The following is a 15,141-nucleotide window of genomic DNA, read 5'->3' as shown; positions in this document are numbered from 1 at the left end:
CTGGCAGCTTGGTGTGTTCTCCTTTTTTTTTTCTTCTCCGTTTTTCCCCCCTCCCCCCCCCCCCCTCCCCCCCCCCCCCCCCTCCCCCCCCCCCCCCCCCCCCCTCCCCCCCCGCTGCAGTTTTGCGTGGACATCTCGAGGTATGGGAGCAGTTTCGCGGTGGCCGGAAATAGTCATCCGTGGCCCAGCACCCGCTCGACCTCGATCTCGATCACCACACGGGCCGGATTCGGCCTCGGCATCCGCTCGTAGCGCTCCGCGTAGCGCCGTACCGCCTCCGCCACCCGGTCCGGTTCGGTCCGTACGCGGGCCCGCCCCTCCAGCGTCGCCCAGCGCCGGCCGTCCACCTGGCACACCGCCACCCGGGCGCCCTCGGGTCCGGCCGCGCGCACATGCCTGACCTTCGTGCTCGTGCCGTTGGTGATCACCCTCGCCAGCCCGGCCCCGGCGTCGTACGTCACCCCCACCGGTACGACGTGCGGGCTGCCGTCGGGGCGCAGGGTCGTCAGGGTGCACAGATGCCGTTCGCGCCAGAAGGCGAGGTACGGCTCGTCGGGGGAAACCGGGTCCACGGAGTGCCTCGTCATGGGCGCAACCTAGCGCCGGAGGGCTCCCTTCTGAACCTTGAGCGGAATAGACTCAACTTTGTGTACGCTGGTTAAGTCAGCAGTGGAAGAGTGTGTGGCCGAGGAGGAGAACGGACAACGTGGACGCCGAGCTGACCAACAGGAGCCGGGACGCGATCAACACGGCGAGCAACCGCGCCGTGACCGAGGGGCACCCGGACCTCACCCCTGCTCACCTGCTGCTGGCTCTGCTCCAGGGCCAGGACAACGAGAACATCACCGATCTGCTCGCGGCCGTGGAGGCCGACCAGGCGGCCGTGCGCTCCGGCGCCGAGCGGATTCTCGCCGGGCTGCCCAGCGTGACCGGGTCCACCGTCGCGCCCCCGCAGCCCAACCGCGAACTGCTGGCCGTGATCGCCGACGCCGGAGAGCGCGCGAAGGACCTCGGCGACGAGTACCTGTCCACCGAGCACCTGCTCCTCGGCATCGCCGCGAACGGCGGCCCGGCCGGCGAGGTGCTCAAACGGCAGGGCGCCGATGCGAAGAAGCTGCAGGACGCCTTCCAGAAGTCCAGGGGAGGACGCCGCGTGACCACCGCCGACCCCGAGGGCCAGTACAAGGCCCTGGAGAAGTTCGGCACCGACTTCACCGCCGCCGCCCGTGAGGGCCGGCTGGACCCGGTCATCGGACGGGACCAGGAGATCCGGCGGGTCGTGCAGGTGCTCAGCCGGAGGACGAAGAACAACCCCGTCCTCATCGGGGAGCCCGGCGTCGGCAAGACCGCCGTCGTCGAGGGACTCGCCCAGCGGATCGTCAAGGGCGACGTGCCCGAGTCGCTGAAGGACAAGCGGCTCGTCGCGCTGGACCTCGGGGCCATGGTCGCCGGGGCGAAGTACCGCGGAGAGTTCGAGGAGCGGCTGAAGGCCGTACTCGCCGAGATCAAGGGCTCCGACGGACAGATCATCACCTTCATCGACGAGCTGCACACGGTCGTGGGCGCCGGCGCCGGCGGGGACTCCGCCATGGACGCGGGCAACATGCTCAAGCCCATGCTGGCCCGCGGTGAGCTGCGGATGGTGGGCGCCACGACCCTGGACGAGTACCGGGAGCGGATCGAGAAGGACCCCGCCCTGGAGCGGCGGTTCCAGCAGGTGCTGGTCGCCGAGCCCACCGTCGAGGACACCATCGCCATCCTGCGCGGGCTCAAGGGGCGGTACGAGGCGCATCACAAGGTGCAGATCGCGGACAGCGCGCTGGTGGCCGCCGCCACCCTGTCCGACCGGTACATCACCTCCCGCTTCCTGCCGGACAAGGCCATCGACCTGGTCGACGAGTCCGCCTCCCGGCTGCGCATGGAGATCGACTCCTCGCCCGTCGAGATCGACGAACTTCAGCGCGCCGTCGACCGGCTGAAGATGGAGGAGCTGGCGATCGGCAAGGAGACCGATCCGGCCTCCCGCGAGCGGCTGGAGAAGCTGCGCCGCGACCTCGCCGACAAGGAGGAGGAACTGCGCGGCCTCACCGCCCGCTGGGAGAAGGAGAAGCAGTCCCTCAACCGGGTCGGCGAGCTGAAGGAGAAGCTGGACGACCTGCGCGGGCAGGCCGAACGCGCCCAGCGCGACGGCGACTTCGACACCGCCGCCAAGCTGCTCTACGGCGAGATCCCGCAGCTGGAGAAGGAGCTGGAGGCCGCCTCCGCGGCCGAGGAGGAAGCCGCCAGGGACACCATGGTCAAGGAGGAGGTCGGCTCCGACGACATCGCCGACGTCGTCGCCGCCTGGACCGGCATCCCGGCCGGCCGCCTCATGGAGGGCGAGACGCAGAAGCTGCTGCGCATGGAGGAGGAGCTGGGCAGGCGGCTCATCGGGCAGGGCGAGGCCGTGCGGGCCGTCAGCGACGCCGTACGGCGGTCCCGTGCCGGTGTCGCCGACCCCGACCGGCCCACCGGATCCTTCCTCTTCCTCGGCCCCACCGGTGTCGGCAAGACCGAACTCGCCAAGGCGCTCGCCGACTTCCTCTTCGACGACGAGCGGGCCATGGTCCGCATCGACATGTCGGAGTACAGCGAGAAGCACAACGTGGCCCGGCTGGTCGGCGCGCCCCCCGGGTACGTCGGCTACGAGGAGGGCGGCCAGCTGACCGAGGCCGTGCGCCGGCGCCCCTACAGCGTCGTCCTGCTGGACGAGGTGGAGAAGGCCCACCCGGAGGTCTTCGACGTCCTGCTCCAGGTGCTGGACGACGGACGCCTGACGGACGGTCAGGGCCGTACGGTCGACTTCCGCAACACCATCCTGGTGCTCACCTCCAACCTGGGCAGCCAGTTCCTGGTCGACCCGCTCACCGGCGAGGAGGAGAAGAAGGAGCAGGTGCTGGAGGTCGTCCGGACCTCGTTCAAGCCGGAGTTCCTCAACCGGCTCGACGACCTGGTCGTCTTCTCCGCCCTCACCAAGCCCGAGCTCGAGCGGATCGCGAGGCTGCAGATCGACCGCCTGGGCAGGCGCCTGGCCGAGCGCCGGCTCACCCTGGAGGTCACGCCCGAGGCGCTGGCCTGGCTGGCGGAGGAGGGCCTGGACCCGGCCTACGGCGCCCGGCCGCTGCGCCGCCTGGTGCAGACCTCGATCGGCGACCGGCTCGCCAAGGAGATCCTCTCCGGCGAGATCAAGGACGGCGACACCGTCCGCGTCGACCGCTTCGGCGAGGGCCTGCTGGTGGGCCCGGCCACGGGCAAGACGCTGTGACGCTCAGGTGGTGAACGCCGAGAACCGTACGAGGGCCCGGTCCGGGCCCTCGTACGTCACGGCGACATCGGCGGCGTACGCGCCGAATCCCGGCTCGGCCGCGCCCGGGACCAGACCGGCGTAGTCCTCGGTGCCCTCCTGGAACTCCAGGTGCAGACAGAGATCGACGGAGTCCGGGTAGCAGTACGCCGACTTCGGCTTCGGCGCGACCGGATAGGTGGTCTCCAGCCAGTCGCGCACCTCCGCCCTCGGCATACGGAACCGCGCCTGGTAGTTCGTGTCCAGCCAGGACCGCACCACGCAGTCGGTGTCGTACGCCCCGTCCGGCAGCTTCGCCCCGCCGAAGGCCAGCGCCTCGGCGCACGGCACCTTCTCCGGGCCTCCGCCCAGCGGATGGTCCGAGGTCGCGAACCGCACCGCCGCCACGATCAGCCAGACCACCACCAGCGCCGGAAGCGCGCCGATCGCCGCGACCCGGACCCATCTGGTCCACCGCCGTCCCGCCATACCGAACCCCCTCGCCCGCGGGCCCTGCGCCCGACCGGACGGATCATGTCAGCCGACGGCTGACAGGCCCCGTCGGGGCTTGCCACCCCCCTCCCCGCATGGGGGAGGATGGCGGCATCCGCATGAAGGGAAAAACACGGTGAGCATCGACCCGTCCTCGATTCCGAACTTCGGGGGCCAGCCCGAACCGCAGCCCCAAGGACCGGCGGGCCCCGTCCTCCCGGATCAGGACCTGGTGAAGCAGCTTCTCGACCAGATGGAGCTGAAGTACATCGTCGACGAGGAGGGTGACCTCGCGGCGCCGTGGGAGCAGTTCCGCACCTACTTCATGTTCCGGGGAGAGGCCGAGCAGGCCGTCTTCTCGGTGCGGACCTTCTACGACCGCCCCCACAAGATCGACGAGAAGCAGCAGCTGCTGGAGTCCGTCGACGACTGGAACCGCCGTACGCTGTGGCCGAAGGTGTACACCCACACCCACGACGACGGCACCGTCCGCCTGATCGGCGAGGCCCAGATGCTGATCGGCACGGGCGTCGACATCAACCACTTCGTCTCCTCCACGGTCAGCTGGGTGCGGGCCGCGATCGAGTTCGACAAGTGGCTGGTCGAGCAGCTCGGTCTCGAGCAGGACGTCGACGCGTCCGAGGAGCCCGGCGAAGACGAGGAGTGATCCTCCGCCGCCGCTGAGGTCCGGGGGCTGCCGCCCCCGGACCCCCGGCCCTCACATGCTCCGCAGCCGCTGCGCCGCCTCCCGGAGCACCTCTTCCCGCTTGCAGAAGGCGAACCGCACGAACGGCGCCCCCGCCTCCCGGTCGTCGTAGAACACCGCGTTGGGGATGGCCACCACGCCGGCGCGTTCCGGCAGGGCGCGGCAGAAGGCGAAGCCGTCCTTCTCGCCGAGGGGACGGATGTCGGTGGTGATGAAGTACGTGCCGGCCGGTTCGAAGACCTCGAAGCCCGCCGCCCTCAGCCCCTCCGCCAGGATGTCCCGGCGGGCCAGCATGCCCCGGCGGAACTCCTCGAAGTAGGAGTCGGGCAGCGTGAGAGCCTCGGCGACCGCGTACTGGAAGGGTCCCGAGGAGACGTAGGTCAGGTACTGCTTCGCCGAACGGACCGCACCGACCAGCTCCGGCGCCGCCGTCACCCAGCCGACCTTCCAGCCGGTGAACGAGAACGTCTTGCCGGCCGAGCCGATGGTCACCGTCCGCTCCCGCATCCCCGGGAACGTGGCGAGCGGCAGATGCCCGGCCTCGTCGAAGACCAGATGCTCGTACACCTCGTCCGTCACCACCAGCAGATCCCGCTCCACCGCCAGCTCGGCGATCGCGGCCAGCTCCGCGCGCGTGAGGACCGTACCGGTCGGGTTGTGCGGCGTGTTGATCAGCAGCAGCCGGGTGCGGTCGGTGACGGCCGCCCGCAGTTCGTCCAGGTCCAGCCGGAACCGGGCCCGGTCGCCGGTGTGCGGCCGGAGCGTCACCGGCACCCGCCGTCCGCCCGCCATGGCGATGCTCGCCGCGTACGAGTCGTAGTAGGGCTCCAGGGCCACGACCTCGTCGCCGGGCTCGACCAGGGCCAGCAGCGCGGCGGCGATCGCCTCCGTCGCGCCCGCCGTGACCAGTACCTCGGTGTCCGGGTCCCACGACAGCCCGTAGCGGTGCTGCTGGTGCGCGGCGACGGCGGTACGCAGCTCGGGAACGCCGGGGCCCGGCGGGTACTGGTTGCCGCGGCCGTCGCGCAGGGCCCGTACGGCGGCCTCCCGGATCTCCTCGGGGCCGTCGGTGTCCGGGAACCCCTGGCCCAGGTTGATCGACCCGGTCGCCACGGCGAGCGCCGACATCTCGGCGAAGATCGTCGTCCCGAACTCGGCGAGCCGGCGGTTGAGGTGAGGGCGTGCGCTGGAGGTCATGCCGGCCATCCTGCGCCCAAGCTCTGGACTTCCTCAACACGGCTTCGCGGGGGAACAGCCGCGGTGGTGCCCGACGCACCATTCCCGACCAGAAGGGAGCGTCGGGCCCATGAGTAACCGGCCTGCGCTACTCGTCGGGGTCACAGGCGTCGTCGAGCTGCTCGTAGGCAGTCTTGTACGCCGCCTCGTAGGCGTCCTCGTATGCCGTGTAGTCCCTTGCCTTTTTGTAGACGTTCTTCTTCTTTTCGGGGGCGTCGTGCTGACCCCAACGGCAGTTCTTGCCGTCCTGCTTTCCGGCAGCCGCCCCGTCAATCGCCCCCTGCTTGCTGGGGCTCTTGCCTTCCGGGGCCTGCGGGACGAACGCCGTCGGCGCTTGGCTGGTATCGGCTGCCGCCTGTGACATCAGCGGCGGCGAGAAGGCCAGGGCCGCTGCGGCGAGGGGGCTCGCCATGACCGCCATGATTCGCTTCGAGCGCATAGCTATCCTCTCCTTCGAGATGGAACGCGCATACGGTGCCTCGCCCTGGCCGGGGCAGACCCGTTGCACGATCCACCCTGCAGGGAGCAGCACTCACACCGCGGAAAGCCGGGCATCATGAGGGCCGGTGAACTCGGACACCATGAGGGCCGGTGAACTCGGGCACCAAGGGCCGGTGAACTCCGGCTTGCCACGCTGACTTTCCGGTGTGCGGACTCGGAACATTCCCGTCCTGCACTTGCGGTGCCTGCCATTTCGACCGTAGCGAGCAGTGGGCGTGGTGTCCACTTATGCCCTGACTTGCGCAATTGACGCTGCAACAGCCTCGGGAGCATGGTGACGGCCCACGCTGGAGCCGCGAGTGCGCACAGGTGTCCGCGGTGATCAGCGTGTCCCTGCAAACCGGTCGTGGCGTGAGATGCCGAGAGGCCACATCCTCCACTCACCACCGCGGTGGGGACGCCGACCGCCCCCGATCTGCCCTTCTGTGCAGGTCAGGGGCCTTTTCCATGCGTTGACCCTCAGAACTTCCTCAACTCTGCTTTGGCGGTCGCAGCGGCCGGGCATCCCCCCGTCACCGCGGCAGACGCGGCGGTACGCGAGGCGCCCACGGGGGGCCGCTTCGGGGGAAGGAAGGAGGGTGACGCCATGAGTGACAGCACGATCGAAGGCATCATCCTGGCGGTGGCCGTCGTTGTGATCATCGCAGCGAGCCAGACCCGCCGGAACCGGCGGGGCCGGGTCTCGCTCGGCAAGGGCCGGCGGGGCCGGTCGTACGGTTCGTCCTCGTCGTCATCGTCGTCATCGGCCTACGCGGACGGCGGAAACAGCTGGTGGGTCGGCGGTGGTGACTCCGGTTCTTCGGGGGGACACGGCGGCGGCCACCACGGGGGACACCACGGGGGCCACTCCTGCGGGGGACACTCCTGCGGTGGCGGCTCCTCCTGCGGCGGGGGTTCGTCGTGCGGCGGGGGAGGCGGATGCGGGGGAGGCGGCTGACACGGGGCAGCTGAGCTTCCGGAACAGGGGGAACCGCATCAGGACCGCACACGGGCGCCCGCCGGGGACGAACATCCGGCGGGCGCTCGGCCGTTCACTTCCCGCGCTCGGCGTACGCCATGGTTGAACAGTTGAGCAGTGGAGCCCTCTGAGGGATGGAAACCCCACGAAGTTGGGTAAAAACGCTGTGGTGTCGCCACTGTTCATGATTCCCTCTAAACCGCCAACGCAGCCCCTCGGACGTCCCCGAAGACTTCCCACCCCGGCCGGGCCGGCTGGGCTGACATGGCGCTCTCCCCCTCGTTGCGTGTTAGCGGAGCCGACCCATGCTCACGACCCTGAACACCTCCTACACCGATACGCGCGCTGCCGACCTGGCCTGGACCCTGGGACGCGAGCCGCTCCCCGCCCTTGCCACCCTCGATCTCGAACTCGCCGGAGCCAAACTGCAGTTGCGACTGCTCGGCGCGTCCCACCAGGTGCTCCTGGAGGAAGAGCGGGGCAGTTGCTCGGAGACGGTCGCCTGCATCCCCGGCTCTAGCACCCCCCTGCCGCTGGGCGTGGCCAAGCGCGTGGGCGACTGGGAGTACGAGTTCGCCGCCCGCGTCGAGGTGCTCAGCCCGGCCTCCTTCGCGGCCCGCGCCCAGGAACTGCTGGCCCTCGTCTCCGACCATCCGCACGGCCTCGCAGGTGTCTTCCCCGGGAGCCCGCACGCCTTCACGGCGATGCTGGCCCACCGGCACGAGGGGCAGGTGCACTGGCGCACCTGGCACTCCTATCCGCAGGACGGGCAGGTGGTGGCCACCCGGACCCGGGTCGGAGTGCGGGTGACGGCGACACAGCCGGGTTGACCGGCCGGCGCCGGGATAAACCCACAGGGCATCAAGTGCCTCGGTTCCACACGTGTGGGTGACGAAGCGTTCCGAGTGTGTGACGTAACGTCGCAGCGTGATCGAACCGCACGCCCCCGCGCCCCCGGGTGCCCCGCCCTCCTGGACAGGCCCCGCACGGCTGCCCGTCCGGCCCGGCACCGGGCGGTTCCTGGTCCTCGTGTGTGTCTTCGTCTGTGCGGCCTGCGGACTGGTGTACGAACTGGAACTCGTCGCGTTCGCCTCGTACTTGATCGGCGACTCGGTCACCCAGTCCTCCGTGGTGCTGTCCGTCATGGTGTTCGCGATGGGCATCGGCTCCCTCGGCGCCAAGCGGCTGCGCTGGCACGCGGCTGCCGGTTTCGGCGCGGTCGAGTCGGCCCTCGCGCTGGTCGGCGGATGCAGCGCGATGGCCCTGTACGCCGTGTTCGCCTGGACCGGTGGCTGGGGCGGGATGTGGGCCGACGGACCGCGCTGCCTCCTGGTCGCCTTCTCCCTCGCCATCGGCCTGCTCATCGGCGCCGAGGTCCCGCTGCTGATGGAGCTGATCCAGCGGATCCGCCGGCAGGACGCGGGCGGCGCCGTCGCCGACCTGTTCGCGGCCGACTACGTGGGCGCCCTGGTCGGCGGTCTCGCCTTCCCCTTCCTTCTCCTGCCGTTCCTCGGCCAGTTGACCGGAGCGCTGCTCACCGGCGCGGTCAACGTGGTCGCGGGCGGCGCCCTGGTCCTCGGCCTCTTCCGCCGTGACCTCACCCGCCGCGCCCGCTGGAGCCTCCTGCTCGCCGGCCTCACCGTGCTCTGCGTCCTCGCCTCCGCCGCGGCCCTCGCCGGCGACTTCGAACGGGCCGCGCGGCACGCCGTGTACGGCACGGACGTCCGGGTGGCCGTGCAGACCCGCGTCCAGGAGATCGTCCTGGCCGGCGGCACCCATGGCCGGCCCCTCGACCTCTTCCTCGACGGCCGCCTCCGCGTCGGCGGCCGGGACCAGTACCGCTACCACGAGGCCCTGGTCCACCCTGCCCTGACCGGCCCGCACGCCCGCGTCCTGATCCTCGGCGGCGGTGACGGCCTGGCCGCCCGCGAGGTGCTGCGCCACCGCGGGGTGCGCCGCGTCGACGTCGTCGAACTCGACCCCGCGCTGGTGCGCCTGGCCCGCAGCGACCCCGGCCTCTGCGCCGCCAACGGCCATGCCCTCGCCGACCCGCGCGTCCACGTCACCACGGCCGACGCGCTCGCCTGGCTGCGGAGGGCGCGCGGACCGGCGTACGACGTCCTGATCAGCGACCTCGCCGATCCCGGCATCACCGCCAGCACCAAGCTGTACTCCCAGGAGTTCTACGGCCTGGCCCGCCGCGTGCTGGCCGTGCACGGCCGTCTGGTGGTGCACGCCGGTCCGGTGACCACCCGCCCCCGCGCCTTCTGGACGGTCGCCGCGACCCTCCGCACGGCCGGCTTCGCCCCCGCCCCCTACCGCGTCCTCGGCCGGAACTCCGGCTTCGCCACGGGCCCCGACCGCGCGCCGGGCACCTCCGCAGCCCCGCACGACTGGGGCTTCCTCCTGGCCACCCCGGGCCACACCCCGCCCCCTCTACGCCTCGGCTCCCCACCCCCGCCTCTGCGCACCCTGACGCAGTCCGGCCTGCTGGCGGACGAGAGGGCGGCGCAACGGACCCGGATCGGCGGACTGGCGGCATCGACGCTCGTGCACCCCCGCTACTGAGCGGCGCCGGCCCCGACGAGAAACCCTGCGCCCCGGCTCCCCGACGGACCGAGCCGGGGTGGGCGCGGGGGCGTGCGGGGTGTCGTGGCTGTCGGGGTGTTTTCGGTTCGCTTCTCGAGTGACCGAGTCGGGTGGGCGGGTGGGCAAACGGGGGTCTGGGGGCGAAGCCCCCAGCACGGCAGGGTGAGTTCCGGCCACGACTGGGTAGGCTCACCGACCATGGAGCACCAGGTCTTCGTCCCGGCCCCCGCCGAGAGGCTCACCGCGGCGCTGGCCGACCCCGCCCGCATCGCCCGCGCGGTCCCCGGCCTGCAGCAGGACGCCGGTGCCGAACCGATCACCGGCCGCCTGAAACTGCGCATCGGCGGCCACTCCGTCACCTACCGCGGCACACTCCGCGTCCTGCCCCGCGCGGACGGCACGTACGCCGTCGAGGCCGAGGCCACCGAGGCCCGCGGCACCGGTACGGTCACCCTCGCCCTGACCCTGCGCCTGGCCGGCACCGGGGACGGAACCGAGAACGGCACCACGGTCACGGCCGAGGGCACGGCGGACGTGTCCGGACGCATCACGGAGCTGCCGGCGGATGCGGTGACCGCGGCGGCGACGAGGCTGCTGGACCGCTGCCTGGAGGACCTGGCGACGGACCGGGCGGAAGATCGGGAGTCCGGCCAGGAGCAGGAGAACGAGGGGGAGCCCGCGCAGCCGTCGGTGTCCGGCCGGACGCCGGATGGCGAGGAGGAGTCCGCGCAGCCGTCGGTGTCCGGCCGTACCCCGGATGGCGAGGAGGAGCCCGCGCAGCCGTCGGACACGTCGGAGACCGGGGCCGAGCCGGCGTCGGCCGCCCCGTCCGGCCGCGCCCCCGTCTTCGACACCGAGGTCCCCCCGCCCTCCCTGGACCCCGACGCGGACGAGGACGCCGACGGCGGGTACCCCGACCGGTTCACGGAGGACTTCGCCGACACCGGCGAGCCGCCCGCCGAGGCCGCGCACGCCCGCCGGACGATGATCGGCCGCAGCGCCGAGGAGGTCGACCACGCCCCGCCGCGCGGCCGCTACGCCCCCGTACCGGCCCCCCAGACCGTCGTCGGCAACCCGGTCCTGCGCTGGGCGGCCCCCGCCGCGGCGCTGGCCCTCGCGTCGGCGATCGTGGTCACCCGGGTTCTGCGCAAGCGACGCTGATCCCGGGCCGGGCGGCATGCCGCACGCCCCCTTGATCACCCCAGTAGGGTCGGTTCCGTGAGTGACGAAGAGATCACGCTGACCGCGGGCGACGCGGAAGTGAGCGTGCGGCCCGGCAACGGCGGCCGTATCGGTGGACTCCGGATCGGCGGCCTGGAGCTGTTGCGGCAGGGCGAGCGCTACGGCTGCTTCCCGATGGTGCCCTGGTGCGGCCGGACCAGGGAGGGCCGTTTCCTGGACGGCGGCACCGTCCGGCAGCTGCCGCTCAACTCCCCGCCGCACGCCATCCACGGCACCGCACGCGACGGGGCCTGGCGCACCGCGCGGGTCTCGGAGAACGAGGCGGTGATCACGTACGAGCTGACCGATCCCTGGCCGCACTCCGGCCGGGTCACCCAGGTCGTCACGCTCGCCGAGGACGCCCTGACGCTGACGATGTCCGTGGAGACGTACGACGACTCCTTCCCGGCGCAGCTCGGCTGGCACCCGTGGTTCCACCGCAACCTCGGCGGTGAGGACGTCCGGCTGGACTTCGAGCCGGCCTGGCAGGAGGAGCGCGGGCCGGACCACCTGCCCACCGGCAACCGCATCGACCCCCGGCCCGGCCCCTGGGACGACTGCTTCGGCATGCCCGGCGGCATCGACGTCACTCTGACCTGGCCGGGGCAGCTGGAGCTGAAGGTGACCAGCCGCGAGGAGTGGGTCGTCGTCTACGACGAGCAGGCGGAGGCCGTGTGCGTGGAGCCGCAGACCGGTCCGCCGAACGGGCTCAACACCCTCCCGCGCCTGGTCACCCCGCTGGAGCCGCTGGAGGCGACGACGACCTGGAGCTGGCACCGGCTCTAAGCTGGTCGGCATGACGGACACACGCGGCGCGCTGCTGCAGCAGATCAAGGACAAGGCCGTGGTGCACGGCAAGGTGACGCTCTCCTCCGGTCTGGAGGCCGACTACTACGTCGACCTGCGCCGCATCACCCTCGACGGCGAGGCCGCCCCGCTGGTCGGCCAGGTGCTGCTGGACCTGACCGCGGACCTGGAGTTCGACGCGGTCGGCGGGCTCACCATGGGCGCCGACCCGGTCGCCGCGGCCATGCTGCACGCCGCCGCCACGCGCGGGCGGAAGCTGGACGCGTTCGTCGTCCGCAAGGCCGCCAAGGCGCACGGACTGCAGCGGCGCGTCGAGGGCCCGGACATCGCGGGCCGCCGGGTCCTGGTGGTCGAGGACACCTCCACCACCGGCGGCTCCCCGCTGACCGCCGTGGAGGCCGTCCGCGAGGCCGGAGCCGAGGTCGTCGCGGTCGCGACCATCGTGGACCGGGCGACCGGTGCCGCCGAGAAGATCGAGGCCGGCGCGGGTGTTCCGTACCGTTTCGCCTTCTCGAAGGATGAACTGGGTCTGGACTGACGACGCGTATTGACCTGGACTTGACCGGCGCATGGACCATCGGTTCATGTCTGGAAAGATGGGGCCGACGATGACGTCACACCCCAGGTCTAGGTCAGGGCCGTAACGCAGAACGCCAACCCGCACACTCAAGGAGCGGACAGATGCCCATCGCAACCCCCGAGGTCTACAGCGAGATGCTCGACCGGGCGAAGGCAGGCAAGTTCGCCTACCCGGCCATCAACGTCACCTCCAGCCAGACCCTGAACGCGGCGCTGCGCGGCTTCGCGGAGGCGGAGAGCGACGGCATCGTCCAGATCTCGACCGGTGGTGCCGAGTTCCTCGGCGGCCAGTACAGCAAGGACATGGTGACCGGCGCGGTCGCGCTCGCCGAGTACGCGCACATCATCGCCGAGAAGTACCCGGTCAACATCGCGCTGCACACCGACCACTGCCCGAAGGACAAGCTCGACGGGTACGTGCGTCCGCTGCTCGCGCTCTCCAAGAAGCGCGTGGACGCCGGTCTCAGCCCGCTGTTCCAGTCGCACATGTGGGACGGCTCCGCCGAGACCCTCGCCGACAACCTGGCGATCGCGCAGGAGCTGCTGGAGCAGGCCCGCGCCGCCAAGATCATCCTCGAGGTGGAGATCACCCCGACCGGCGGCGAGGAGGACGGTGTCTCGCACGAGATCAACGACTCCCTGTACACGACCGTCGAGGACGCGATCCGCACCGCCGAGGCCCTGGGCCTGGGCGAGAAGGGCCGCTACCTGCTGGCCGCCTCCTTCGGCAACGTGCACGGCGTGTACAAGCCGGGCAACGTCGTCCTGCGTCCCGAACTGCTGAAGGAGCTGAACGAGGGCGTCGCCGCCCGGTTCGGCAAGGAGTCCCCGTTCGACTTCGTCTTCCACGGCGGCTCCGGCTCCAGCGAGCAGGAGATCCTCACTGCGCTGGAGAACGGCGTCGTGAAGATGAACATCGACACGGACACCCAGTACGCCTTCACCCGTCCGGTCGCCGCCCACATGTTCCAGAACTACGACGGCGTCCTGAAGGTCGACGGCGAGGTCGGCAACAAGAAGGCCTACGACCCGCGCACCTGGGGCAAGCTGGCCGAGGCCTCCATGGCCGAGCGTGTCGTCCTGGCCACGCAGAACCTGCGCTCGGCGGGCAACAAGATCAAGTAAGCGGCTCCCTGCGGCGGGCCCGGCGGCTGTCCTCGGCGCCGGGCCCGCTGTATACCTGGGAACATGCCCGATGTCCGGCTGGCATCGCCCCAGGGCAAGTGGATCCTGCTGACCACGGTCCTCGGTTCCAGCATGGCGATGGTGGACTCCACCGTCGTCAACGTGGCGCTTCCGCGCATCGGCCGCGACCTGGGCGCGAGCCTCGCCGCGCTGCAGTGGACGGTCAACGCGTACATGGTCACGCTGGCCGGCCTGATCCTGCTGGGCGGCTCGCTCGGGGACCGCTACGGCCGCCGGAAGATCTTCGTGCTGGGCGTGGTCTGGTTCGCCGCCGCCTCGCTGCTGTGCGGCCTGGCCCCCACCTCCGGCGTCCTGATCGCCGCCCGCGCCCTCCAGGGCATCGGCGGCGCGCTCCTCACCCCCGGTTCTCTCGCGCTCATCCAGGCCTCCTTCCACCCCGACGACCGGAGCCGGGCCGTCGGTCTGTGGTCCGGTTTCGGCGGGATCGGCGCCGCGATCGGCCCCTTCCTGGGCGGCTGGCTGGTGACGGGCCCCGGCTGGCGCTGGGTGTTCCTGCTGAACATCCCGCTGGCCCTGGTGTGCATCCCGGTCGCGGTCCGGCATGTGCCCGAATCCCGTGGGGGCACCCTCCGCCCGGGCGAGGCCGAGAGCGGGGGAGACCGCATCCACGGCCGCTTCGACGTCCTCGGCGCCGCCCTCGGCGCGCTGGCCCTCGCCCTGCTGACCTACGCGCTCATCGAGGCCGGCACCGGCTCCCTGGCGGTGGCCCTGACGGCGGCGGCGGGCCTGGCCGCCGCCGTGGCCTTCCTGTACGTCGAGAAGCACCGCCCCGATCCGATGCTCCCGCCGGACATCTTCGCCTCGCGCCAGTTCTCGGCGGTCAACCTGGTCACGCTGTGCGTGTACGCGGCCTTCGGCGGCTACTTCTTCCTCACCGCGCTGCAGCTGCAGGTGGTGGCGGGCTACACGCCGCTGGCCGCCGGTACGGCCCTGCTGCCGACCACCGCCATGATGCTGCTGTTCTCGTCCCGCTCGGGCGCGCTGGCGGACCGCACGGGCCCCCGGCTGCCGCTCACCGTGGGGCCCCTGGTCTGCGCGGCGGCGATGCTGCTGATGCTGCGGGTCGGCCCGGACGCGGACTACCCGAGGGACGTCCTGCCCGCCGTGCTGGTGATGGGCGTCGGACTGGTCACGCTGGTCGCCCCGCTGACGGCCACGGTCCTCGCGTCCGTCGACACCGCCCGGGCGGGGTTGGCCAGCGGGATCAACAACGCGGCGGCCCGGGCGGCGGGCCTGGTGGCGGTGGCCGCGCTTCCGCTGCTGGCGGGGATGGGCCCGGAGGCGTACCGCGATCCGGCCGCGTTCGACACGTCCTTCGACCGGGCGATGCTGATCTGCGCGGGTGTGCTGGTCGTCGGTGCGGGTCTGGCCTTCGCCCTGGTGCGCCGGCCTGCTCCGCACTGCCGCAGGCCCGAGTGCCGCACCCACGGCTGTGTGACCTCGCCGCCGCTGGAGACCGGGAAGGGTGCCTAGCCGCGGGGCGGGTGCGTCATGGCCGGCCGGCCCCGGTGCGCGACACTGAAC

The 15,141-nt window shown here is 71.6% G+C and carries 13 protein-coding genes; 9 read left to right on the top strand and 4 right to left on the bottom strand.

Translation table 11 applies throughout. The features are described from left to right. Nucleotides 1-173: 173 nt before the first annotated feature. Nucleotides 174-587: a pyridoxamine 5'-phosphate oxidase family protein gene (locus tag ACZ4SF_RS37000; RefSeq protein WP_468393245.1), complete on the bottom strand. Its 414-nt coding sequence runs from the start codon at nt 585-587 to the stop codon at nt 174-176. Between the two features lie 119 nt (nt 588-706). On the opposite strand from ACZ4SF_RS37000, the gene clpB reads away from it, so the two are divergent. Beyond that, a complete protein-coding gene (gene clpB, locus ACZ4SF_RS36995; RefSeq protein ID WP_468393243.1) occupies nt 707-3,304 on the top strand; it encodes an ATP-dependent chaperone ClpB in 2,598 nt (865 codons plus the stop codon). A gap of 3 nt (nt 3,305-3,307) precedes the next feature. Here clpB and ACZ4SF_RS36990 read toward each other — a convergent pair whose 3' ends face one another. Continuing rightward, nucleotides 3,308-3,811 (bottom strand): hypothetical protein, encoded by a 504-nt coding sequence (locus ACZ4SF_RS36990; RefSeq protein WP_468393241.1) that lies wholly within the window; start codon nt 3,809-3,811, stop codon nt 3,308-3,310. Between the two features lie 139 nt (nt 3,812-3,950). On the opposite strand from ACZ4SF_RS36990, the gene ACZ4SF_RS36985 reads away from it, so the two are divergent. Next, entirely contained in the window at nt 3,951-4,481 is a 531-nt protein-coding gene (locus tag ACZ4SF_RS36985; protein ID WP_468393239.1) for a YbjN domain-containing protein, read from the top strand. Nucleotides 4,482-4,532: 51 nt separating this feature from the next. Here the strand turns inward: ACZ4SF_RS36985 and ACZ4SF_RS36980 are convergent, their stop codons facing one another. Both ACZ4SF_RS36980 and ACZ4SF_RS36975 read right to left on the bottom strand, forming a co-directional pair. Continuing rightward, entirely contained in the window at nt 4,533-5,726 is a 1,194-nt protein-coding gene (locus ACZ4SF_RS36980; RefSeq protein ID WP_468393237.1) for a pyridoxal phosphate-dependent aminotransferase, read from the bottom strand. A 118-nt stretch (nt 5,727-5,844) separates the two neighbouring features. After that, a complete protein-coding gene (locus ACZ4SF_RS36975; RefSeq protein WP_468393235.1) occupies nt 5,845-6,195 on the bottom strand; it encodes a hypothetical protein in 351 nt (116 codons plus the stop codon). 1,325 nt (nt 6,196-7,520) lie between these two features. Here ACZ4SF_RS36975 and ACZ4SF_RS36970 point away from each other — a divergent pair. From ACZ4SF_RS36970 to ACZ4SF_RS36940, 7 genes are all read left to right on the top strand, one after another. Then, entirely contained in the window at nt 7,521-8,045 is a 525-nt protein-coding gene (locus ACZ4SF_RS36970; protein WP_468393233.1) for a DUF2617 family protein, read from the top strand. Between the two features lie 97 nt (nt 8,046-8,142). Continuing rightward, a complete protein-coding gene (locus ACZ4SF_RS36965; RefSeq protein ID WP_468393231.1) occupies nt 8,143-9,783 on the top strand; it encodes a polyamine aminopropyltransferase in 1,641 nt (546 codons plus the stop codon). 219 nt (nt 9,784-10,002) lie between these two features. Continuing rightward, nucleotides 10,003-10,965, top strand: coding sequence for an SRPBCC family protein (locus ACZ4SF_RS36960; RefSeq protein ID WP_468393229.1), 963 nt, complete (start codon nt 10,003-10,005; stop codon nt 10,963-10,965). A gap of 57 nt (nt 10,966-11,022) precedes the next feature. Next, complete coding sequence (locus ACZ4SF_RS36955; protein WP_468393227.1) at nt 11,023-11,811, top strand: aldose epimerase family protein; 789 nt, start codon at nt 11,023-11,025, stop codon at nt 11,809-11,811. A gap of 10 nt (nt 11,812-11,821) precedes the next feature. Continuing rightward, the gene (gene pyrE / locus ACZ4SF_RS36950) at nt 11,822-12,370 is read left to right on the top strand and encodes an orotate phosphoribosyltransferase (RefSeq protein ID WP_468393225.1); all 549 of its coding nucleotides are present in this window, start codon (nt 11,822-11,824) and stop codon (nt 12,368-12,370) included. Nucleotides 12,371-12,513: 143 nt separating this feature from the next. Next, complete coding sequence (gene fbaA / locus ACZ4SF_RS36945; protein WP_468393223.1) at nt 12,514-13,536, top strand: class II fructose-bisphosphate aldolase; 1,023 nt, start codon at nt 12,514-12,516, stop codon at nt 13,534-13,536. Nucleotides 13,537-13,599: 63 nt separating this feature from the next. Further along, complete coding sequence (locus tag ACZ4SF_RS36940) at nt 13,600-15,090, top strand: MFS transporter (RefSeq protein ID WP_468393221.1); 1,491 nt, start codon at nt 13,600-13,602, stop codon at nt 15,088-15,090. The last annotated feature ends 51 nt before the right edge of the window (nt 15,091-15,141 follow it).

Source organism: Streptomyces sp. NPDC027663 (genome assembly GCF_055566415.1).
This window is presented reverse-complemented; position numbering and strand designations above follow the sequence as displayed.

Excerpts from the sequence above, each read along its gene's own strand:
- ACZ4SF_RS37000 (WP_468393245.1), bottom strand. The coding sequence starts at position 587 with ATGACGAGGCACTCCGTGGACCCGGTTTCCCCCGACGAGCCGTACCTC.
- ACZ4SF_RS36990 (WP_468393241.1), bottom strand. The coding sequence starts at position 3,811 with ATGGCGGGACGGCGGTGGACCAGATGGGTCCGGGTCGCGGCGATCGGC.
- ACZ4SF_RS36980 (WP_468393237.1), bottom strand. The coding sequence starts at position 5,726 with ATGGCCGGCATGACCTCCAGCGCACGCCCTCACCTCAACCGCCGGCTC.
- ACZ4SF_RS36975 (WP_468393235.1), bottom strand. The coding sequence starts at position 6,195 with ATGCGCTCGAAGCGAATCATGGCGGTCATGGCGAGCCCCCTCGCCGCA.
- ACZ4SF_RS36970 (WP_468393233.1), top strand. The coding sequence starts at position 7,521 with ATGCTCACGACCCTGAACACCTCCTACACCGATACGCGCGCTGCCGAC.
- ACZ4SF_RS36960 (WP_468393229.1), top strand. The coding sequence starts at position 10,003 with ATGGAGCACCAGGTCTTCGTCCCGGCCCCCGCCGAGAGGCTCACCGCG.
- pyrE (WP_468393225.1), top strand. The coding sequence starts at position 11,822 with ATGACGGACACACGCGGCGCGCTGCTGCAGCAGATCAAGGACAAGGCC.
- fbaA (WP_468393223.1), top strand. The coding sequence starts at position 12,514 with ATGCCCATCGCAACCCCCGAGGTCTACAGCGAGATGCTCGACCGGGCG.
- ACZ4SF_RS36940 (WP_468393221.1), top strand. The coding sequence starts at position 13,600 with ATGCCCGATGTCCGGCTGGCATCGCCCCAGGGCAAGTGGATCCTGCTG.